The sequence below is a fragment of the Myroides sp. C15-4 genome, from assembly GCF_050522745.1.
Classification (GTDB): Bacteria; Bacteroidota; Bacteroidia; order Flavobacteriales; family Flavobacteriaceae; genus Flavobacterium.
In genome coordinates this window covers 1-22,718 of sequence record NZ_JBMVQX010000033.1, presented here as the reverse complement: position 1 = coordinate 22,718, position 22,718 = coordinate 1, and the positions used below count along the sequence as shown (strand labels likewise).

The following is a 22,718-nucleotide window of genomic DNA, read 5'->3' as shown; positions in this document are numbered from 1 at the left end:
CTACAAATATAAGCTAAAAAAAACGTTACTGTCCAACGAGTTTCTCTAAAAAGACAACGAAAAATCGATCCTCCACTCCCTTACTTTTCCCTCCTATTTTTTGGGTTTACGCCCATGTTTATTGGGAGCTTCTTCACCTTTCAACAGGAGGAGAATAACAAAAATAACCACATTCAAGTAGGGAATTAACAATAACAAAGAAAGAAAACCCGATCGATTGACATCGTGAATGCGCCTGGCTGCACTAATAACCAAAGCATAGATGAGCATGGTACAGACTAAGTAGTACAATTCTTCATTATCATTAATAGCGTGATAGCCATATACCCATAAAAACACGAGCAACATAGCTCCCGATCGAAGGGCAAAATCTTTGCGTGAACTGCGTCCCAACGGTGCCACAAAACCAATAAACCACGGAAATATGGGTACATAGTCTACGGGTGTTTCCAATGCATCCGCATCGGTAAATGTTTTATACCGACCATGAGACAGAATCAAATGTTGTTTGACTGGCTGGGCGATATTATTATGATAAACGATGAGTTCGAGATACAGCTGTTTACCGCTAAAATCTTTCACGTGATAGCGTATTTTTCCCTTTAGTTCACTCATATACCCCAAAGGATAGAGACGAATGCGATCGGCATTTTGACACGCCCAACTAATTTCGAGAATATCACCAATAAAGAAATAAGTTTGACTACAAGAAAAATCGACAATGACTGGTTGGTTATAGCTTGTTTGCCAAGCTTGGGTTGGCTGTGAACTTGAAGTATTTTGATCGCTATACGAACGATAGGAAGTTGATTGAAGCAATGAGAAATCGTAGCTTTTTCGCTGCGTTTCATTCCCCAAAACTTCATAAGCATGGATTACCTCAGCCAATCGATCTTGATAACGCGTACTACCCTGATTCATATCGGGGTGATACAGCTTTGATAAACGTCGAAAGGCTTGCTTAATCTCACTCGAACTTGCAGTTGAAGGAACCTCTAATATCGTATAATAGTTGCGCATATAAAATCGTCAATAAAACGCTCTACGAGACCAAAAGTGAAAAGCAAACTTCGCGTAAAGCCAGCAGACAATGTAGTGCTATTTTACCGAATTATCTCCTTTTCACTCGCCCTTTTTAGCTGTTTTAACCCCATAAAAAAAGGCATGATTCGCTATCATACCTTTTTTATTTTCTTCTATTCCTTGACTACTCTTCTTCTGACAAGAAAAATTTCATTGATTTCATTGGATAAGCGGTTCTACTCTTTCCACTTGGATTAGCAATAACCGTTTTGATACTAATCTTATCTCCCAACTTAAATTGAGCCTCTGTATATTGGTAATCGAGTAAGTAAGGACCACAAAAATAGTTTCCTAATTCGTCCTTTTCAATAATACCTCTGTATATTCCTTTTTTCGTTTCTTTCGACATGGTCTAGTGTTTTAAGGAACAAAGATACGTTATTTTGTTTACGGTTGACCACACACAGTTCACGTTTACGGCTCATAGTAATCGGTTGACACCTTCTCCCATTTCCAATCTCCCATTTCCAAAAAAAAAGCAACTCTTTCGAGTTGCTTTTTTTTATATTAAAGTTCAAATGCTTTTTTAGGATTATTATCCAATAGTAATTCTGTTGGGTTTTCTAGCGCTTCTTTGATTGCTACTAAGAATCCAACTGACTCGCGTCCGTCGATGATACGGTGGTCATACGACAAGGCTACGTACATCATTGGGTGAATTTCAACTTTTCCATTTACTGCAATTGGGCGCTCAATGATGTTGTGCATTCCCAAGATTCCAGATTGTGGAGGGTTGATAATTGGCGTAGATAACATTGATCCAAATACACCACCATTTGTGATTGTAAATGTACCTCCTGTCATTTCATCTACGGTAATTTGTCCATCACGAGCTCTTGTTGCTAAGCGTTTGATTTCAGCTTCAATTCCGCGGAAAGACAATAATTCAGCATTGCGAACAACAGGTACCATTAGCCCTTTTGGCCCTGATACAGCAATTGAAATATCACAGAAGTCATATTTAATTTGCTCTTGTCCGTCGATCATTGAATTCACGTCTGGATATAATTCCAAAGCGCGTGTTACAGCTTTTGTAAAGAAAGACATAAAACCTAAACCAACACCGTGTTTAGCTTTGAAAGCATCTTTATATTCGCTTCTCAATTTGTTTACATTCGTCAAGTTCACCTCGTTGAACGTAGTTAACATAGCCGTTGTATTTTTAGCTTCAACTAAACGTTCTGCTACTTTACGACGTAACATAGACATTTTTTTACGCTCTTCACCTCTAGGTCCTCCTGTTGGTGTTCCCATAGCATGTTTCGCGTTTAAAGCATCTTCTTTAGTGATTCTACCATCTTTTCCTGTTCCAGAAACAGTAGCAGCATCAATATTTTTCTCATCTAGTATCTTTTTAGCCGCTGGAGAAGCTGTTCCTGTTGCGTAAGTTGCCGCTGCAGGTGCTTGAACTGGTTCTGCTTTTGGAGCCTCAGCCTTTGGAGCTTCAGCTGCAGGCTTAGCCTCAGTAGAAGCCCCCCCTGCTGGCTTTGCAGCACTAGTATCGATTAAACAAACTACTTGACCTACAGCCACTGCGTCACCTTCCTCTGCTTTTAAAGTAATGATTCCACTTGCTTCTGCAGGCAATTCTAATGTTGCTTTATCTGAATCAACCTCAGCAATTGCTTGGTCTTTTTCAACATAATCTCCATCTTTTACCAACCAAGTAGCAATTTCAACCTCTGTAATTGATTCACCTGGTGAAGGAACTTTCATTTCTAAGATGCTCATCGTATATTCTTTAATTAAATATTGTTATGTAAAAATACTCTTTTTTTATTATAAGTTCTTATTAAAAACTTTTTCTATTGCATAAGCAAAACGCTTTTTCGAACGCGTTGAACTTCCTGAAGCTGGCGCACTATAAGCCTTATTACCTGCATAACGCAATGGTTTTGCATCAAAGTTCATCAACATATAGCCATAAGCTCCCATGTTTTTCGGTTCTTCTTGTGCCCATACAAAGTCATCTGCATTCGGATAAGAAGCGATTACTGCTTTGATTTGCTCTACAGGTAGAGGGAATAATTGTTCGATACGCACAAAAGCGATATCATCTCTTCCTAGCTCTTCTCTCTTCGCTACTAAGTCGTAGTAGAATTTACCCGATACGAATACCAATGATTTTACTTTTGCTTTATCTACCCCTGCATCATCAATGACGTATTGGAATTTACCATCCGTTAAATCACTAATGGTAGAAGTTGCTTGTGGATGTCTCAACAAACTCTTCGGTGACATCACAACCAACGGTTTTCTAAAATCTGTTACCATTTGTCTTCTCAATAAGTGGAAGAAGTTAGCTGGTGTAGTACAGTTTGCTACGAACATATTGTGTTCTGCACAAAGTTGTAAATAGCGTTCTAAACGAGCAGAAGAGTGTTCTGCCCCTTGGTTTTCATATCCATGCGGCAACAACATCACCAACCCATTTTGGTTATTCCATTTATCTTCAGCTGCCGAGATGTATTGGTCGAACATAATTTGAGCTCCATTGGAAAAATCTCCAAATTGCGCTTCCCAGATCGTTAAAGTATTTGGATTCGTTAAGGCATATCCATATTCAAATCCAACAACCGCATATTCAGACAATAGGGAATTGTAAATTCTCATTTGCCCTTTTTGGTCTTTCAATTGGTTTAATAAAACGATAAGTTCCTCTGTATCTTCTGTTTTAACCACAGCATGACGGTGAGAGAAGGTACCGCGTTCTACGTCTTGTCCAGACATGCGCACATCATACCCTTCTGACAGTAAAGATCCATATGCCAATAGTTCACCCATAGCCCAATCTAATCGATCATTTTCGAAAAACATCGTTTTTCGATCTCCGATCAATCTTTTTACCTTACTGATGAATTTCTTATCTTCCGGAAGTGCAGTAATAACAGTAGCAATATCCGTCAACACTTGTTTAGACACTTTCGTATCGTAATCTACAACCATTTCCGTTTCGTCTACAGTTCGGAAGTCTTTCCAGTTTTCTTGCATGAACGTTCTGATTTTAGCAAATTCATTCTCACGAGAAATTTGTAAATCTTGTTCTAATACATCTTTATATTGTTGTTCTAAATCTTTAACAAAGCTTTCATCTACAATCTTATCTTCTAACAATTGAGCGTTATAGATATTTCTAGCATTTGGGTGCTTTGCAATTAATTTATATAATAAAGGTTGAGTGAATTTTGGTTCATCTCCCTCGTTATGTCCATATTTACGGTATCCCACTAAATCGATAAACACATCTCTACCGAAAGTCATGCGGTACTCTAAAGCGAATAAGAAAGCGCGTACTGCAGCTTCCGTATCATCAGCATTTACGTGTAATACGGGGGATGCTGTTACTTTTGCAATGTCTGTAGAATACGTTGACGAACGTCCGTCTGTGTAATTTGTAGTAAATCCAACTTGATTGTTTAGTACAATGTGGATGGTTCCTTCTGTTTTATACCCTCTTAATTGTGCCATTTGCACAATTTCATACACAATTCCTTGTCCTGAAACCGCAGCATCTCCGTGTAATGCGATTGGCAATACTTTAGACGGTTGATTAGGAAATACAGTATCTTGCTTTGCTCTTGCGATTCCTTCGATCACTGCTCCAACAGTCTCTAAGTGAGAAGGGTTTGGCGCCAAATTTACATGGATATCTTTTCCTGTACGCGTTTTGCGCATCGAGCTTAATCCCAAGTGGTATTTTACATCTCCGTCGAATCCTTCTACCGTATCGTAGTCTTTTCCATCAAACTCGGAGAAGATTTCTTGGGTTGGTTTTTTGAAAACGTTTGCTAAAACGTTCAAACGACCACGGTGTGCCATTCCAACAACGATTTCCTCTACTCCTTTTGCAGCAGCGGATTCAATTAAAAAGTCCATCGCTGGGATAGCAGCTTCCAAACCTTCTAAAGAAAAACGCTTTTGACCTACGTATTTGGTATTCAAGAAGTTCTCAAAAGAAACCGCTTCAATTAATTTGTGTAGGATTTCTTTTTTCTCTTCTGCGTTAAATTTAGCTTCTGGGATTTCGAAGTGATCTTGGATCCAATTCACTTCTTTTTCATCTGTAATATATTTGAATTCAATACCTAAAGTAGCACAGTAAATTTTCTCTAATTGAGCAATGATTTGCGCTAAAGAAGATGCAGGTAATTGAATTGCTTTTGCAGCGTCGAATGTCGTATTTAAATCAGCCGAAGACAATCCAAATTTTTCTATACTTAAATCTGGGTGAACGACTCTTCTCTCTCTAAGCGGGTTTGTTTTAGTCAATAGGTGTCCATAAGTCCTGTAGCCATCGATTAACTTAAGTACAGCTAACTCTTTTGTAATTTGGCTTGTATCAACCGAACTACCTGTATTTGAACTGGCTGTTGGTGATGTTACATAAGTTACTTTTTCTACCGTACCATCATTAAATTCATTTGCAAAATCGAAACCTTGAAAGAAGGCTCTCCAACTTGGTTCTACGCTATCTGGATTTTCTAAATATTGATCATACAAATCTGCAAAAAATGCAGTGTGTGCCGCGTTTAAAAAGGAAAATCTATCCATAATTTTCGTCTAAAGACCTATTGATTAAATATTATATATACAAAAATACAACTCTTTGATTACAAAAGTATAAACTTTTTCTTATTTTTATCTCACAACAATTTCATAAAACAGCTATGAGAAGATTTTATGTCAAAAAAATGGGTATTTTATTCATTTTTTCATTTTTTTTATTGTCCAATTTTTCACTTTTTGCACAACAAAACCGAAATAACTCCGAAAATTACGATTCTGTCAAAAAATGGAGATTTGGCGGTGGGTTCGGATTAGGCTTCGGAAATGGCTATACGGATGTGATGTTAGCCCCAAGTGCACTCTATACCGTCAACCCCTATTTGAGTGTTGGTGTTGGTTTGCAAGGGAGTTATATCAACAGCAAAGACCGCTCTTTTTACTACAGTAGTGTCAAAGAATACCAATCGTGGATTTATGGCGGGAGCTTAATTGCTTTGTCTAACCCGATTCCACAATTACAACTCTCTATTGAACTGGAGCAATTGCGCGTCAACAACACCTATACTTATAAGGAAGACTTACACAAGCTCGATGCCAACTTCTGGAATACTGCCCTATTCTTAGGCGCAGGATACAGCAGTGGCCCCGCAACGGTAGGCATTCGATATAATGTATTATACCGCGAAAAAGACATGGTGTATGGCAGTGCCTTTATGCCATTTATCCGCATTTATTTCTAATTCGAATCACATTCGATAAGATACAAAAAAAGAGCCGATTGTACAAATCGGCTCTTTTTTTGCTTGTATTAAACGTTGTTTCATACTTGTTATTGACAACTTTCAAACGAAAACTAGTCTATATTATTTAACTCCTAGCTTGTGTTTTTGCATCTTGCACCCTTGTCATTTCCTTTGCTATTTTTCTTTGTTGTGATTCATCATCAGAAAAGCCAAACTTCCAAATAGCGGGAAGAAGAGCACCATAAAGAAAAACAAAATCTTTTTATTTGTCGAGTAGGAAGATTGTCCTACGCGATATAAACTGTAAATCATTAGAAGGATAATTCCAATAATAAAAACTTGCCAAACAATTATATTCATAGTATCTCTAATTTTGTAACACAAATACAAAAACAATACCATTTTACTTACGAAATGTGATTTGTATTCATCTTCTTTGTTTTGTATAACTTAAAAACTGGCTCTTTCTCAAAAGAAAACTATATAGCGTAATTTTTAGGTATTAAAGGGAATGTCGAAAGTACACTTTTTGAAACTCGCGTTTCACGATAAGATAGGTCAATTGTTGAAAATAGTTAAACACATCGCCTTCTTCTAAAGCGCGTATGTCTTTTTCTGCTACGTCTATGCGGTAGAGTAGCATGGATAGCTTCGCAGGAGTACGAGAAGCCATAAGCTCCAACTCCTCTTGAATTTGTTGAACCAAGGCAAGAGGAGTTGAAGGTTGGAAGACAATATCCTCATCGACACTCAATCTAAAATCGCGTTGAACTTGCTGGACCAAGGGGTCAAATAAGTTTCTTTCTTTTAATTGATCTTCAAGATAAGTTACTGCTACTTCCATGGTATATTACATTTGTCTATTCATCAATTCTTTGCTAAAAATGCGAAGCAATTCTTTTTTATCTTCTTCAATAGTTAAGCGCTCTAACGTCTGTAGGGCATCTTCTGTATACTGTTCAATTAGTTGTAAAGAGGCTTGTTGTGAACCTGTTTCTACAAATAATTGTTTTACACGCTCAATTTTTTGTTCTTCATCTTCGCATGTTGCAGTGGCATAAAAGCGAATCAATTCCTCTCTTTGATTCGGATTGGCTTTTTCTAACGCTTTTAAGTACAAGAAGGTTTTTTTATTTTCAAGAATATCTCCTCCAATTCGCTTGCCAAACGTTGCTTGATCTCCAAAAGCGTCTAAATGGTCATCGAGCAATTGAAAAGCAATGCCTAGATTCAAACCAAAATTGTAAATCTGGTCGCCATTTTCTGCTGTTGTTTGTGCAATAATCGCTCCCATTTTTAACGCAGCAGCTACTAACACAGCCGTTTTGTACTCAATCATTTTGATGTACTCTTCAATGCGAACATCAGTACGTTGCTCAAAACAAATATCATACTGTTGTCCTTCACACACCTCAATAGCTGTTTTGCTGAACAATTTCGCTAAATCTCTAAAAATAGTTGGTTCGTAATGCTCAAAATATTGATACGCCAAGATCAACATCGCATCACCAGAGAGAATCGCCGTATTGACATCCCATTTTTCATGTACGGTTTGATGCCCTCTACGCAAAGAAGCATCATCCATAATATCGTCATGCATCAAGGAAAAGTTGTGAAACAATTCAATGGCTGTAGCCGCATGAAGAGCTTTCTTTGGATCTTCATTGAAAACATCAGTGGCCATTAACGTCAAAACTGGTCTAATCTGTTTTCCTCCCAAGGAGAGAATATAAGAAATAGGCGCATAAAGTTCATTCGGTTGCCCCTCTAATTGTAGTGAACTCAAATAGGAGGCTATCTCCTCTTTATATTTTGCTATTGATTGCATGCTCAAAAAAATTTTGGTAAAAATACGCGTTTTTTAAAGAATTCTAGTTTCGCTGTCTATTTCTACTTCTTGATTAGGGCAAAGATCTTAAAAATAGATCAGTTTTCCACTAATTTAGAAACAAAAACAATACATTCTTAGACTGATTCTCCTCTTTTTGGAACGAAAGAGCATCAAATCACAACAAAGCGGTTCTCTCCTTTTTTATCCTTGACAAAACGGAAACTTTTACCCGCGTTAAAGTTTTCATAATTCAATAGAAACTTTTAAACCAAATAAGTTTCCTGTTTATATTTGCCCGATTAAAAAGAGATTCATGGAAACTTTAATATTAGAAAAAGCAACACACCTGTTTTTGTCCCAAGGGTTCAAAAGCATAACAATGGATGATATAGCCGCTGAGCTTTCGATATCTAAAAAGACGATTTACCAGCACTTTGCATCTAAACCCGAACTGATTGAAAAGAGCTTGGTTTACATCAACGATAAATTCTTAAGATCTCTCGAAGCTGTTATTGCACAAAACCAAACAGCAATAGCTGAAATTATTGCGGCACACAACAATATGAACGAAGTATTTGCGGTTGAAACTTCGGTTTGCTTGTATCAGTTAAATAAATATTACCCCAAGATTGCACAGAAACAAAAAATAATCCACAAGAAAAAATACGTAGGGATTATAGAACGCAATTTGGAAAAAGGAATAAAAGAAGGTGTTTATCGTCCAAATTTAGATGTAGAATTTACGGCGCGTTTACACATTGCTTCTGTTGTACTCATCGACGATCACGATTATTTTGAACCCGAAGAATACACCCATATGCAGCTACATGCCCTACATCTCGATCATCACATTCGCAGCATTACCACAGAAAAAGGACTCAAACAATACTTAGAACTTAAAGAAAGTATCATCAATGAATAAGACTTTACTCACCCTATGTAGTCTACTTATTACGGGCCATTTATGGGCACAGGAACCGGTTTTAACACTGAAAGATGCCTTGCACTATGCACTAGTTCACAAAGCAGAAGCTAGGCAAGCGAATTTGGACGTTATCAACAGTGACTACCAGATTCAAGAAGTAAAAGCCAATGCCTTACCTCACCTCAACGTAGAGGCGAATATCGCCAACAACGTCAAGATTCAGGAAATGCCCTTAACGCTTGGTGGACAAACACAAATGATCCCTTTTAATTTGAAGTGGAACTCTCAAATCACGGCAACTGCCTCTCAAATCCTATTTAATCAAGCCGTTTTTATGGGATTAAAAGCGGCGCGTTCTGCCAAAGAGTTCTACGTGATCAACAAGGAATTGACGGATGAACAAATTATAGAAAAAGTAGCTTCGACCTACTACCAAGTCTTCCAATCTAAGGCGATGTTACAAACCTTAGAAACAACGATTAGCAGTACGACGCGCATCAAGACCATTATTGAAGATTTACACCGCAATGGCTTGGCCACTCAGATCGACCTTGACCGAACGAAAGTGAGTTTAAGCAATTTAAAAGCAACAAGACAACAAATAATCAACGCGGTCGAGTTACAACAGAATGCACTGAAGTTTTTTATGGGGATGGATTTAGAAACGCCGATTCAACTACCTGACAATACGTTTACCATTGATGAAAGCGTTGTATTGGCAGAAAACAAAATTGACCATCGCACGGAAATTAACTTATTAGAAAAACAAAAGGAACTATTAGCGTATAAGCTCAAATCGATTCAAGCGGATTTCTACCCTACTTTATCGGCCTTTGGTACGTTTGGTTATCAAGGCATGGGAGACAAATTCCCTTGGGGGGCTAAGCCAAGTGATGGCGTATTTTGGACGAGTGCATCTGCAGTGGGAATCACCTTAAAGCTACCTATATTTAATGGTTTTGAAACAAAATCTAAAGTAAAACAGGCCAAAATTGACATAGAAAAAATCGAGATTGAATTGGATGACACCAAACAGGCGTTGAGTTTAGACTTTGTCAATGCGCAAAAATCAATTGAGAATGCGCTCATCACCATTAATATTCAAAAAGAAAATGTTGATTTAGCGAAGAGTATCCTAACCAATATGCAGAATAACTACAAGCATGGACTAGCCTCTTTAACGGATCTGCTCAATGCAGAGAATGCCTATACTGAAGCTGAAAATAATTACACCACCTCCCTTCTTGATTTTAAACTAGCAGAAATTCAAATTATTAAATCACAAGGTGAGTTAAAGACACTCCTAAACTAATTCTTCACCTAATCTCAAACAATCATGAAAAAAATAATTACAGCCTTAGTCCTTATTGCTTTAATTGGTGGGACGATCTATATACTACAGCGAAATAAGAGTCAGAACGATGCAGAAACGGCCTTAGTTGCGCAACAAGAAGCAACCATAGCTGTACGGGCAGAAAAAGCAACGGTTCAAGTTGTTGATGCTACCTACAAAGCCAATGGAAACTTTGTACCCTTTCAGGAAGTAACGCTTTCTGCAGAAACACCAGGACGCGTTGTACGCCTTTTGGTGGATGAAGGCGCTCAAGTACACAAGGGTCAAGCCTTAGCTTTAGTAAATAGCGATCAAATCAATATCCAAATTCGCAATGCGGAGGCCGCCTATGCTACAGCCAAAGCAGATGCTGCTCGTTTCGAAAGTGCGTTTACTACGGGCGGAGTTACCCAACAACAATTGGATCAGGTAAAACTTATGCTCAAAAATGCAGAAGCCAATTTAAAATCGGCTCAAATCACAGCGAGCGATACGAGTATCAAAGCACCTATTGACGGCGTTATCAACAAAAAACACGTCGAACAGGGAAGTTTTGTTGCTCCTGGGGCTCCTATTTTCGACCTAGTGAATGTCAATCAATTAAAACTACGAGTTAATGTAGATGAGAGTCACGTAGCCAACTTAAAAGAAGGCGATATCATTGAAGTGAAAGCCAGCGTATTTCCCAATGATCCCTTTGAAGGAAAAGTGACGTTTATCGCTCCTAAAGCAGATGCAGCTCTAAATTATCCCGTAGACTTGTTGCTGACCAACAACCAAGACAATAAGTTGCGTGCTGGAATGTATGGTTCGGCTTATTTTGATGCAGATAAGAATCAAGATACTCCGTTACTCTTAGTTCCTCGTGATGCTTTTGTAGGAAGTGTAAGCTCGAATTTAATTTACCGCATCATTGATAATAAAGCCGTAGCTACACAAGTGGTATCGGGTAGAAATCTCGGGGACTTTGTTGAAATCCTCGACGGATTAAAAGAAGGAGAAGTTGTAATTACCTCTGGGCAAATCAACTTAGTTGATCAAGCCCCTGTATCTATTATTAAATAATGTCCTAAAAGAGAGGATTGACATATGAAAATAGCCGAAATATCCATAAAACGTCCGAGTATTATTATAGTACTATTTATTGCACTCATACTCGGAGGTATTTTTAGTTATAAAAACCTGAGTTACGAGCTTATTCCAAAATTTGAAGTAAACGTAATTACAGTTGCCACTGTATATCCGGGAGCATCGCCCTCGGAGATCGAAAATACAGTCACCAAGAAAATTGAAGATGCCGTAGCCTCCTTAGAAAACGTAAAAAAGGTAGAAGCCTTATCTTTTGAGAGCTTGTCAACGGTAATGATTTACCTGACCTCTGAGGCAAATGTCGATTTATCTTTAAATGACGCCCAGCGTAAAATCAACGCCATCCTCAAAGATTTACCCAAAGACGTAGATCCACCCTCCTTACAGAAATACTCCTTGAGTGATTTACCTATCATGACATTGAGTGTAACGAGTAACCTAACCGAAAAGGAGCTCTATGATTTATTAGACAAGAAAATCCAGCCAATCTTTTCGCGTGTTGCTGGTGTTGCCAAAGTAGAACTGGTTGGAGGTGAAGAAAGAGAAATTCAAGTCTTACTGGATCCCAAAAAGATTGAAGCCTATGGCTTGAGCGTTCCTATGGTCCAGCAAGCGGTGTTGAGTTCTAACTTAGATTTCCCTACGGGGAGTGTGAAATCCCAAGACAAGCAAACACTTATTCGCTTAGCCGGAAAGTACAAAAACATAGAGGAAATGCGAAATTTAGTGATCGCTTCTCACCAAGGTATTGACATTCGTTTAAGTGATATCGCTGATGTACAAGATGGCATCAAAGAAGTAGAAAAAATTGCGCGTTTAAATCAACAGTCAACCATTTTGATGCAAGTGATCAAACAATCGGATGCCAATGCGGTAACGGTGAGTGAATTGACGCAGCAATCCATTGCAGAGGTTGAAAAGAACTATGCTGATATTCAACTAAACATCAAAACGGCGAATGACTCCTCCCAATTTACCCTTGAAGCAGCCAATGCAGTAATGTTTGACTTGTTCTTAGCTATTGTGTTAGTGGCTTTTGTGATGCTATTTTTCTTACACAGTTTTAGAAATGCCTTGATTGTAATGGTTGCCATTCCCCTATCGTTAATTGCTACTTTTATTGGTATTTACCTTTTGGGATATTCGCTAAACTTATTGAGTTTACTCGCCCTTTCCTTGGTCGTAGGGATTCTGGTAGATGATGCTATTGTGGTTATTGAAAATATTCACCGTCACATGGAGATGGGCAAAAACAAGATACGTGCCTCTTATGATGGAGCAAAAGAAATTGGTTTTACCGTTACGGCAATTACTTTGGTTATAGTAGTGGTATTCTTACCGATTGCCATGTCATCTGGTTTAGTACCTAACATTATTAAGCAATTCTGTGTAACTGTAATTATTGCAACCTTGTTGTCTTTATTGGTGTCCTTTACCATTGTACCTTGGTTGTTCTCAAGATATGGGAAGATTGAGGTCATTCAACCGCATTCATTCTTTGGAAAAATTTTGCATGGATTTGAAAAGGGATTAAGTTCTTTCACTCACAGTATTTCCGGTTTATTGGTTTGGTCATTAAAATCAACAAAAAACACGGTGATTGTATTAGTTATTGTTGCTTTAGCCTTTTTCGGTTCTCTCTTACTCCCAATTTTTGGGTATGTTGGTGGAGAATTCTTCCCCAAAACAGATAAAGGTGAGTTTTTAGTTCAGTTAGAACTAGATAAAGATGCCTCAGTACAACAAACCAATCGCATGACCCAAAAGGCAGAAGCTTTCTTGCGCACCAAATCAGAAGTGGTGGATATGATTACCACAGTTGGACAATCATCAGAAGGATATGGTGGAAGTCAGGCTACGAAGTACAAATCGGAAATTCACGTGATTTTAACTGACAAGAAACAACGCAGTGAGAGTTCATTTGTTTATGCTGCTAAATTGAAAAATGAACTTGCACCTTTGATGGTGGGCGTTAAAGTAAAAACGGTTCCCGTGGGACTCATCGGTGCAGAAGAAGCGCCTTTAGCACTAACGGTTACTGGATCTAACTTAGACGATGCCATGGATTTTGCCATCCAAGCCAAAGCGATATTGGATCAAATCCCTGGTACAATGGAAACCAAACTAACCACAGAAACGGGTAGTCCTGAGATCAATGTACAAGTAGATCGAGACAAAATGGCGGCCTTGGGACTAGACATGTATACAGTGGGGATGACCATGCAAACAGCTTTTAATGGAAATACAGATGGAAAATATAGAGCAGGTGAATATGAATACGACATCAACATCCGCTTTCAAGAATATGCTAGAACGACGATTGACGATGTAAAAACCATCAACTTTAAGAACAACCAAGGACAAGATGTTAAATTAGAGCAATTTGCTACCGTAGCTTATAGTTCAGGACCTTCAATTTTAGAGCGCCGCGATAAGAGTCCATCTGTAACGATTAAGTCTCAAACGATTGGTCGTTCACCAGGAGCAATTGCAGAAGATTGGTTGCCTCAATTTGATCAATTGACCTTAAAACCAGGGGTTAAATACCAATGGACGGGGACAATGGAAGATCAAGAAGAAGGTTTTGGTACATTGGGAATTGCTCTATTAGCAGCTATTATCCTCGTTTACTTGGTTATGGTTGCCTTATACGACAGTTTTTCTAAACCGTTTATTGTTATTTTCTCTGTTCCCCTTTCGTTTATTGGTGCGCTACTCGCGCTTGCTATTGCCAATATTTCCTTAAACATTTTTACTATTCTCGGTATCATTATGTTAATTGGACTGGTGTGTAAGAATGCTATTCTATTGGTTGATTTTGCCAACCACCGCGTAGAAGCAGGAGATAGCGTGCACGATGCATTGATTGCAGCCAACCATGCGCGTTTACGTCCTATCTTGATGACGACAATCGCCATGGTAATCGGAATGGTACCCATTGCACTCGCCAGTGGTGCAGGAGCAGAAATGAACAATGGATTAGCCGTTGTCATTATTGGTGGATTACTCTCCTCCCTTCTATTAACCTTGGTTATTGTACCTATCATCTACTCTATTTTTGACAAAATCGGACAGCGATTTGGCAAAAAAGAACCTGTAGACTATCAGGCAGAGATGGAGGCAGACTATGAACCCAATCACAATTTCGTAGATCATCACTAGGACTTCGCCCTTGTTGACCGAATAAAATAAAACAGCAATAGAGTAGAAAAATTTTCTACTCTATTTTTTTTTCTTAACCTAAAACAACTTTTTTCTGACTTGGACTTCTTATTTTTATCCCTTTAACTATGTTGTCTTATTGTGAAGAATAATTATATACAATCGTACTCTATTGCTGATATCTTAAACCGATATGAACGTTTTATTGTAGATAAGCGATTAGCTGTTGTAGAAATTGGTCCTAAACACAGCCAGTATTTTGTTATTGGAAAACCCTATAAATTTGCTTCTTTTGGATTGATTCTCATCACTTCAGGAGAATGCGAAATCACGATCAATTTAGAGCCGACGAAAGTCAAAAAGAACGATATTCTCGTCGTTTTACCTCAGCAATTTTTTGAAATTATTCAATATACCAAAGACTTTGGTGTACTAGCTTTTTTTGCCAGTGGCGAACTATTTTTAGATGCGGGTTTTCACTTAAAGTCAAACAACCTCATTCAGTTTTTCTCCTCTCAGTATCCCAAGATTTTACCGTTAAACAGCTACATCATTAAAGAGATAAAATACCATTTGAAGCGATTGAATAAATTGGTTTTTACACAAGACAATATGTTTACGCATCAGTTGATTTTACACCATTTCTCTATTTTGATGTATGAGTTAGGGCATTTTTACAACAAACGTGTATTGGCAAAAACAGAAAAAAAGACCCTTCGAAAAGAAGAACTGACCAAGAATTTTCTTTTACTGGTATCCTCCCATTTCAAAAAAGAACGAAGCGTGCAATTTTATGCTGATCATATGTTTATCAGCAGAAAACACTTAACTAAAATCATTACTGATGTTTTTGGCAAAGCACCCAAGGATATCATTGTAGAAACAATCATTCTCGAGGCCAAAATCCTACTGAAAAATCCGACCAATACCATTACCCAAGTGGCCAATGAATTAAACTTTCAGGACGTTGCCCTTTTCAGTAAGTTTTTCAAAAATAGCGTAGGCGTGTCACCGCGCGAGTATAAGTTAACAAATTAACATTTTACGGAATTTATTACGTCTTTTTGACAACTTGTTCCGTTTATTTAACTACTGATATTTTATCAAAAAACACGAGATTTGAGTCTTTTATAAGGGGAAACACCCCTCAAACTGAAGTTAATTATTATTTGCATATAAGACGCAAAACTAACAAAAATGTTGAGAAACAAACAACAATATGCTCAAATAACAGCCATTGGGGGGTATCTACCAACAACCAGACGGACCAATGCTGATTTAGAACGTTTATCAGACACTTCTGATGAATGGATCATGAAAAGAACAGGGATCAAAGAGCGACGTATTTTAGAGGATGGTCTAGCGACATCAGATATGGCAGTTGAGGCGATTAAGGAGTTGTGTGCAACCTATCAAAAAGACATCACGACCATAGATGCACTATTGGTTGCAACCTCATCACCTGATATGCCTATGCCTTCAACGGCAAATATTATTTGCGACAAGTTAGATCTAACCCAGGTATGGGCTTTTGATATGAATGCAGCTTGTTCTGGTTTTTTATATGCTTTAGATATGGGCGCTGCTTTGGTAGAAACAGGGCGCTACAAGAATGTCGTGGTCGTTGGTGCGGATAAAATTAGTTCCTATGTTGACACCACAGATCGATCGACCAATATTTTATTTGGCGATGGAGCTGGAGCGGTATGGCTTGAACCTTCTAAAGAAACTGGAGTCTTAGATGCTTTGTTGCTCAGTGACGGCAAGGGAATTGAATATTTGAATATCAAAGGAGGAGGTTCGCGCTATCCTTATGCTATGGAGAATTGGGATTCAACCCATCGCTACTTACAACAAGATGGTAAAGTTGTATTCAAAAATGCAGTAACAGCAATGAGTCAAGCCTGTCAATCGCTTCTAGACCAAAATGGTTTAACTGTAGAAGACGTCAACTGGTTAGTTGCTCATCAGGCAAACAAGCGCATTATTGATGCTGTTGGAAAAGAACTAGGCATTGAGGAAGAAAAAGCTTTAAACAACATCACCTATTCCGGAAATACAATTGCAGCCACTATTCCGCTTTGTATTTGGGAGTACAAAAATCAGCTTAAGAAAGGCGATTTGCTTTTACTTACTGCTTTTGGTGCAGGATTTTCGTGGGGAGCTAGTCTTTTGCAATGGAATATATAAACTACACTACATAAACAAAGCGGTCTCCCATGGGAGACCGCTTTGTTTATTCAATTTAAAAACGATAGGTTCAAGTAAGATTGCACGCCAATTAAATCAACTCTTCTGGAAAATTAACATCCTTCTCTTGCAGATACTGAATTAATCTGCCATGTTTTATTTGCAAATCAGAAGTACAATCACAGGCAATCGGACAAATTTCAAAAGGAGATATCTCTAAAATCACTGCGATTTCATTCAATACATCATTTTTCAACTTCGTCTTTCCACTCTCAATATCAGAATATGCCTTTTGTGAAATATTAAGCTTCATTGCTACATATTCCTGAGAAAACCCTAATTCTTTTCTTCTTGTTCGCATTTTTTCTGATTGAATTTTACATTTTTGTGTTGGTGTTTGCATAATAAACCTTGAGTTTAATAAATTATCTGTCACAAAGGTAACACTTTATTATATTTTAGTTCCATTTTATTAAACTTTATCGTACCTTTGGTTAACATAAACAACAAAATCAATGTCAAGCTTAAAATGAATACACTGAAAACTGAAATTCAAAAATTCATATATGCTTAACGAAAAACTGCTTTCCCCAAAAGCAGTTTTTTTTTGTTCATTTTCATTCATTAGCTGTTCAAAAATGAACACTCCTCTACTAAACAAAACGATTAATATACTAAATTTCAGCGAATTATAAAAACATAATTTCTCTGGCACAACTTTAGTCTTTCATCTAGCAAATTAACTATTCGATGAAAACTAAACGAATCACCTTTTTTATTTTACTCCTTTCTTTCATCAGTCAGGCTCAATCAAAGCTAACAGGATCACTTGTTGATGCTGCACATCAACCGCTTGACTATGTAGAAGTACTTTTGCTCAATCAACAAGATCAACTGATTCAACACACCTATACTGATGATACAGGAAGCTTCGTTCTTCTTGATATACCCTCAGCTACCTATATTTTACGCATTCAATATTTGGGAGTAAAACAATACGAAACCACTTTGTCCATAGAAACGGATCGTCAATTAGATCCCATTGTCATCCAAAACGATCAACAATTAGACGAAATTATCTTGACCGCTCAAGCGAAATTAGTAGAACGCAAAATTGACCGTACAGTCTTCAATATTGAACAATCAATACACGCGAATAACAGCAATGCTAAAGATGTATTAAAGCTTACTCCAGGATTAAAAGTAGACAAGGATCAAATTGCTCAGATCGGAAAAAGCAGCATGCAGGTGATGGTTAACGATAAACTCCTTCCCCTGACTGGAGAGGATCTCATCAACTATTTGAGCACAATTCCCTCGGAGACGATCAAGAAAATTGAAGTAATAACGACCCCTCCAGCCAAATATGAAGCAAGTGGAAATAGCGGATTGATCAATATTGTTTTAAAACAAGGCAAACACAATGCGTGGAGCAATCAAATAAGCGGTGGATTTACAGCTGCGGATAAAGCAACCTATAAGATTAGCGATGTATTCAATTACAGCAAGAACAAAGTATCCCTAGCAGCTTCACTTAATGCTAGTTCAGGATACAGCCAAGAAATTGGCAAAATGGAGCTACATTATCCGAAAGAAACATGGAAAACCGTATTTCGTGAAACCGCGAAAAAAGAAGATCTATCAGGTAGTTTTCAATTGGATTACCAAGCGACTCCATCAACGGGAATCGGAGTACAATATAGAGGAAATACTTACAAACAAAACACCCAAGACAAGAATCAAACAAATGTTTATAACCTTGTTGATAACTTGATTAAAAACATTGAAACGAAGGGGAAATCGAGTCCAGATTTCAACAATCATGCGGTTAATCTTAATTTAAATCATCAATTTGATACTGTGGGAACTAGGTTGAATTTAGACATGGATTACTTTAACTACATCACACATAAAAACCGAGTTTTCAACACAAAAAAAGCTACTGTTCATAACGTTGTGAACAGCGATCAAAATTCCCAAACAGATGGCGATCAAACGATCGATAATTACAGTGCCAAAATAGACATGGAACAGCCCCTGTCTTTTGCCAACTTAACTTACGGAGCAAAAGTGAGTTTTGTTCAAACGATAAACAACGCTAATTCGTTTAATACAAACGCGGGTTCTGCAACACAAGAGATTTTACAAGCCGATCACTTCGTTTACAAAGAGAACATTCAAGCTGTTTATTTTAGTGCTACTCGATCTTTTTCTAAACAATGGGAAGCACAGGTGGGCTTACGCCTAGAAAGTACACAAACAGTAGGAGAATCCGCAGCAAGTCAATCCAAAGAAAAAACAACGTATACCGAGCTATTTCCAAGTGTATACGTCAACTATAAAATGAATGAGGATCACACCTTTTCCCTTACCGCCAATCGCCGCATTAACCGTCCTTCTTTTTGGCAACTAAACCCTTTTAGATGGTATGTAAATGAATATAATTACGTAACGGGTAATCCTTCGTTAAAACCTACTTTCACCAATGCCTTGACGCTGAGTTACACCCTTAAAAATAAATTATTCATCAATGCCTCTTACTCAAAAGTGAAAGATCTAGCTACGCAATATGCCACGATAGACAAAATCAATAGCATTCAAATCTTACAACAAGCCAATGTCTTTGATGCAGAAAATTACAACCTAAGTATGACGCATATTCACGATGCTTGGCATTGGTTCAATTCGCAAAATACCTTGAGCGTATTTTACAACAGTACCAAACTATTACTGCCTGTGGATTTAACAACGAGCAACGGTATGGGCTACTACTTCAATTCAAACAATACGATCAATCTAAATGCAGACAAGACCTTACAAGCTCAAGTGGATTACTTCTATCAGTCGAAATTAAACAACGGAAACTGGAAGTTAAAAGCCATGCAGGGATTAAATATTGGTATGAAATATGCAATGTTAGACAAGAAACTAAATCTATCTGCTTATCTAAATGACATTTTTAGAACGTCCCACTTACGTGCAGAGGCCACATCAGATGGTGTGAAACAAGGCTATACTATGTATTATGACAACCGCTATTTCTCGTTGGGGTTAAGCTACAGCTTTGGAAATTCGAAAATTAAAGTAAGTGAAAGACAAGGTAGCAATAAAGAAGTTATCAACAGAAAGTAAATTAACCTTGTTTATAACTTTGTTAATAAGCATAGAAAAAGCTTTATCCAAAGACCTTAATAGCCCCTCCAAAACGAAAGTTATTAACATAGTTAAATAAATAGTAACAAATCATTTACTTCTGCTACCAATAGGCATCAACTAAGTTACAAACAGAAATAACCCTACTTGTTAACAACCTTATCAACACTGTTAATAAGTAGGTTTCAACTCAACCATTATGAAAAAGAAATTTACACTCTTTATGGTATTTTTATGTAGTATTTCAGTACTACAAGCCCAAAATAGCTTAAAGGGAAAAGTGCTTAACCAAGAAAAACAACCCATTGACTTTGCGGAAATTCACCTGCTCAAAGGCGTGGATGACCAACTCGCTCAACAGGGTTTTACCTCTGAAACAGGAGATTTTCAATTAACAAACCTTCCCACTGCTTCCTACAAGCTCAATATTCATTATCTAGGTCAGTTAGTTTACACCAAAAACATCACATTAGATCGCGATCTAGACTTAGGTGAAATCACAGCAGAATCAACCACGCAATTAGGCGAAATTGTACTTCAAGCGGAAAAAAAATTAGTGGAGCGCAAAGCAGATCGCTTGGTTTTCAACACGGCCAACAGCATTGCGTCACAGGGAATGGATGCCATGGAAGCTTTGACCAATACCCCTTTGATAAAAGTTCAAAACGACAAGATTAGCATTGTAGGTAAAAGCAGTGTCACGGTAATGATTGACGATAAGATCGTTCATCTTCAAGGAGATGCTTTGAGCAACTACCTCAAAACACTACGCTCAGATGATATAGAGAAAATAGAAGTAATTACCAATCCTCCTGCTAAATACGAAGCAAGTGGAAATAGCGGATTGATCAATATTGTTTTGAAGAAGAACAAGTCTTTGGGCTTATACGGATCACTCAGCAGCTCCTATGCGTATAATAACTTCAATTCTACCTCAACCAATGGAAGCTTAAACTACCAAAATAAGAAGTGGAATCTTATGCTAAAAGCCCACGGTAACTATGGAGAGTACGGCAATACCAACACCTACACTTACCGTGGTGAAGACCGTATACTAGATGCTTATGGCGATCCAACAGGAGATTATACTTCAGGAGGGTTAAACCTAACAACAAATTATCAGCTGTCAAAAAACGGCGTAATTGGCTTAACGTATGACTTATCTAAGTTTAAAAACACAACGAAGAACAACAATATTTCCAAGTACATCTCAGTATCCCAAAAGACCACGGATTCTATTATTAATTCGTTAACAGAGGTAACTTCAGACAACATCTATCACACACTAAATGCTTTTTACGATCACAACTTAGATACCTTGGGGAGTAAATTATCCTTGGGGATGAATTACTTTTCCAATATTCCAGAAGGAAGCACAAACATGAATGAGCGCAACACCCCTAGCAACCATACTCGATCGACCTACTTTACCAACGATTTAAACTATCAAGTATGGAGTGGTACGGCAGATGTATCCTATAAATTATCCTGGGCTGATGTAGAATTTGGAGGAAAATACTCCAACTACGACAACCGATCTACCGTATTTTATTACAACCGAATAGACAACAACCTAAACTATGATCCTACACGAAGCAATCGCTTTAATTACAAAGAGGACAATTTTGCAGGGTATTTGAGCTTACACAAAAAATTAAGCGACAAATGGAGCGTAAAAGGAGGCTTGAGATTCGAGCAAACAGAGGTAGAAGGTCATTTAGTAGAGACCAAGGAAACATTCAAAAAATCGTACAACAAATGGTTTCCAACGGCTTATATCTCCTATAACCCCAATGAAAATCACTCGTTTAATTTCAACTATTCCAAGCGAATTAACCGTCCATATTCCGATATTTTAAACCCTTTCCGTTACTATGCGAATAGCTATTCATACAACAGTGGAAATCCCGAATTAGACCCTTCTTTTACGGACAACTACGAATTGAACTATCTATTCCACGGTTCTTTATCTGTGAGTTTAAACTACTACCATATTACCAATTCCTTTGATCAATATTCTACCATGGAGAACGATATCTTCATTAGTACCTATTACAACATCCTCAATAGTGATACTTATGGACTGAGTGTTTCTTACAGTGAAAAAATAACAGGGTGGTGGCAGACGAGCACAGGAGCAGAAGCTTACCTATCGGACACCTATTATCGAAATAAACTAGCCAATCACATTGCTCAAAATGGCATTGGATTCAGCTACTATTCGCAAAATACTTTTACAGTAAATCAAGCAAAAACACTGAACCTATTCCTAAACTGGTACCATCAAATTCCACATAAGGAAGACAATACACATTATGGAGCATATCAATCTCTATCAACAGGATTAAAAGCGAATGTACTCAACAAAAAGCTAAATCTAAGCTTAACGTTATCTGACGTCTTTAATACGGGGAAATCAAGTGGAACAAGCTACTTCAACAACAACATACAAACGTTTAGCAATAAATGGAATAGCAGAAGATTAACCGTTGGTGCAACCTATACTTTTGGAGACAGCTCGAATAAGAAGAGCATCAAGGAGGCAACCTTCGAAGATAAAAGTAGAAGTAGTAAGTAGTAAGTGGTGAGTGGTGAGTGGTGAGTGGTGAGTGGTGAGTGGTGAGTAATGAACGTCCCTAAATATGGTTGACCGTTTTTAAACATTAACTTCATTATTAAATATAGTAATAAATGGTTTGGAAA

General features: G+C 37.7%; 17 protein-coding genes. 9 read left to right on the top strand and 8 right to left on the bottom strand.

Annotated elements, in window-relative coordinates:
* Window positions 1-93: 93 nt before the first annotated feature.
* The 4 genes from ACPDHL_RS13220 to ACPDHL_RS13205 all read right to left on the bottom strand — a co-directional run bounded on the left by ACPDHL_RS13220 (window position 94) and on the right by ACPDHL_RS13205 (window position 5,634).
* Window positions 94-1,020: a DnaJ domain-containing protein gene (locus ACPDHL_RS13220; RefSeq protein WP_430533225.1), complete on the bottom strand. Its 927-nt coding sequence runs from the start codon at window positions 1,018-1,020 to the stop codon at window positions 94-96.
* A 187-nt stretch (window positions 1,021-1,207) separates the two neighbouring features.
* A complete protein-coding gene (locus tag ACPDHL_RS13215) occupies window positions 1,208-1,432 on the bottom strand; it encodes a hypothetical protein (RefSeq protein WP_430533224.1) in 225 nt (74 codons plus the stop codon).
* 158 nt (window positions 1,433-1,590) lie between these two features.
* Window positions 1,591-2,814, bottom strand: coding sequence for a 2-oxoglutarate dehydrogenase complex dihydrolipoyllysine-residue succinyltransferase (gene odhB / locus ACPDHL_RS13210; protein ID WP_430533223.1), 1,224 nt, complete (start codon window positions 2,812-2,814; stop codon window positions 1,591-1,593).
* Between the two features lie 48 nt (window positions 2,815-2,862).
* Window positions 2,863-5,634 carry a 2-oxoglutarate dehydrogenase E1 component gene (locus ACPDHL_RS13205; RefSeq protein WP_430533222.1) on the bottom strand — a complete coding sequence of 924 codons (2,772 nt, stop codon included), beginning with the start codon at window positions 5,632-5,634 and terminating at the stop codon, window positions 2,863-2,865.
* A 116-nt stretch (window positions 5,635-5,750) separates the two neighbouring features.
* Between ACPDHL_RS13205 and ACPDHL_RS13200 the strand changes: the two genes are divergently transcribed.
* On the top strand, window positions 5,751-6,329 hold the full coding sequence (locus ACPDHL_RS13200; RefSeq protein WP_430533221.1) for a hypothetical protein: 579 nt from the start codon (window positions 5,751-5,753) through the stop codon (window positions 6,327-6,329).
* Window positions 6,330-6,506: 177 nt separating this feature from the next.
* Here ACPDHL_RS13200 and ACPDHL_RS13195 read toward each other — a convergent pair whose 3' ends face one another.
* The 3 genes from ACPDHL_RS13195 to ACPDHL_RS13185 form a co-directional block, all read right to left on the bottom strand.
* Complete coding sequence (locus ACPDHL_RS13195; RefSeq protein ID WP_430533220.1) at window positions 6,507-6,692, bottom strand: hypothetical protein; 186 nt, start codon at window positions 6,690-6,692, stop codon at window positions 6,507-6,509.
* Window positions 6,693-6,834: 142 nt separating this feature from the next.
* A complete protein-coding gene (locus tag ACPDHL_RS13190; protein ID WP_430533219.1) occupies window positions 6,835-7,176 on the bottom strand; it encodes a hypothetical protein in 342 nt (113 codons plus the stop codon).
* Window positions 7,177-7,182: 6 nt separating this feature from the next.
* Complete coding sequence (locus ACPDHL_RS13185; protein WP_430533218.1) at window positions 7,183-8,160, bottom strand: polyprenyl synthetase family protein; 978 nt, start codon at window positions 8,158-8,160, stop codon at window positions 7,183-7,185.
* A 316-nt stretch (window positions 8,161-8,476) separates the two neighbouring features.
* Here ACPDHL_RS13185 and ACPDHL_RS13180 point away from each other — a divergent pair, with 316 nt between their 5' ends.
* The 6 genes from ACPDHL_RS13180 (at window position 8,477) to ACPDHL_RS13155 (ending at window position 16,862) form a co-directional block, all read left to right on the top strand.
* A complete protein-coding gene (locus ACPDHL_RS13180) occupies window positions 8,477-9,085 on the top strand; it encodes a TetR/AcrR family transcriptional regulator (protein ID WP_430533217.1) in 609 nt (202 codons plus the stop codon).
* Window positions 9,078-10,400: a TolC family protein gene (locus tag ACPDHL_RS13175; RefSeq protein WP_430533216.1), complete on the top strand. Its 1,323-nt coding sequence runs from the start codon at window positions 9,078-9,080 to the stop codon at window positions 10,398-10,400. Before ACPDHL_RS13180 ends, ACPDHL_RS13175 begins: the two co-directional genes overlap by 8 nt.
* 24 nt (window positions 10,401-10,424) lie before the next feature.
* Entirely contained in the window at window positions 10,425-11,486 is a 1,062-nt protein-coding gene (locus tag ACPDHL_RS13170) for an efflux RND transporter periplasmic adaptor subunit (RefSeq protein WP_430533215.1), read from the top strand.
* 24 nt (window positions 11,487-11,510) lie between these two features.
* Complete coding sequence (locus ACPDHL_RS13165; protein WP_430533214.1) at window positions 11,511-14,672, top strand: efflux RND transporter permease subunit; 3,162 nt, start codon at window positions 11,511-11,513, stop codon at window positions 14,670-14,672.
* A gap of 141 nt (window positions 14,673-14,813) precedes the next feature.
* Complete coding sequence (locus ACPDHL_RS13160) at window positions 14,814-15,710, top strand: helix-turn-helix domain-containing protein (protein WP_430533213.1); 897 nt, start codon at window positions 14,814-14,816, stop codon at window positions 15,708-15,710.
* Window positions 15,711-15,869: 159 nt separating this feature from the next.
* Complete coding sequence (locus ACPDHL_RS13155) at window positions 15,870-16,862, top strand: beta-ketoacyl-ACP synthase III (RefSeq protein ID WP_430533212.1); 993 nt, start codon at window positions 15,870-15,872, stop codon at window positions 16,860-16,862.
* 91 nt (window positions 16,863-16,953) lie between these two features.
* Here ACPDHL_RS13155 and ACPDHL_RS13150 read toward each other — a convergent pair whose 3' ends face one another.
* On the bottom strand, window positions 16,954-17,298 hold the full coding sequence (locus ACPDHL_RS13150) for a helix-turn-helix domain-containing protein (RefSeq protein WP_430533211.1): 345 nt from the start codon (window positions 17,296-17,298) through the stop codon (window positions 16,954-16,956).
* A 314-nt stretch (window positions 17,299-17,612) separates the two neighbouring features.
* Between ACPDHL_RS13150 and ACPDHL_RS13145 the strand changes: the two genes are divergently transcribed.
* Complete coding sequence (locus ACPDHL_RS13145) at window positions 17,613-19,994, top strand: TonB-dependent receptor domain-containing protein (RefSeq protein ID WP_430533210.1); 2,382 nt, start codon at window positions 17,613-17,615, stop codon at window positions 19,992-19,994.
* A gap of 220 nt (window positions 19,995-20,214) precedes the next feature.
* Complete coding sequence (locus ACPDHL_RS13140; RefSeq protein ID WP_430533209.1) at window positions 20,215-22,593, top strand: TonB-dependent receptor domain-containing protein; 2,379 nt, start codon at window positions 20,215-20,217, stop codon at window positions 22,591-22,593.
* Window positions 22,594-22,718 lie beyond the last annotated feature (125 nt).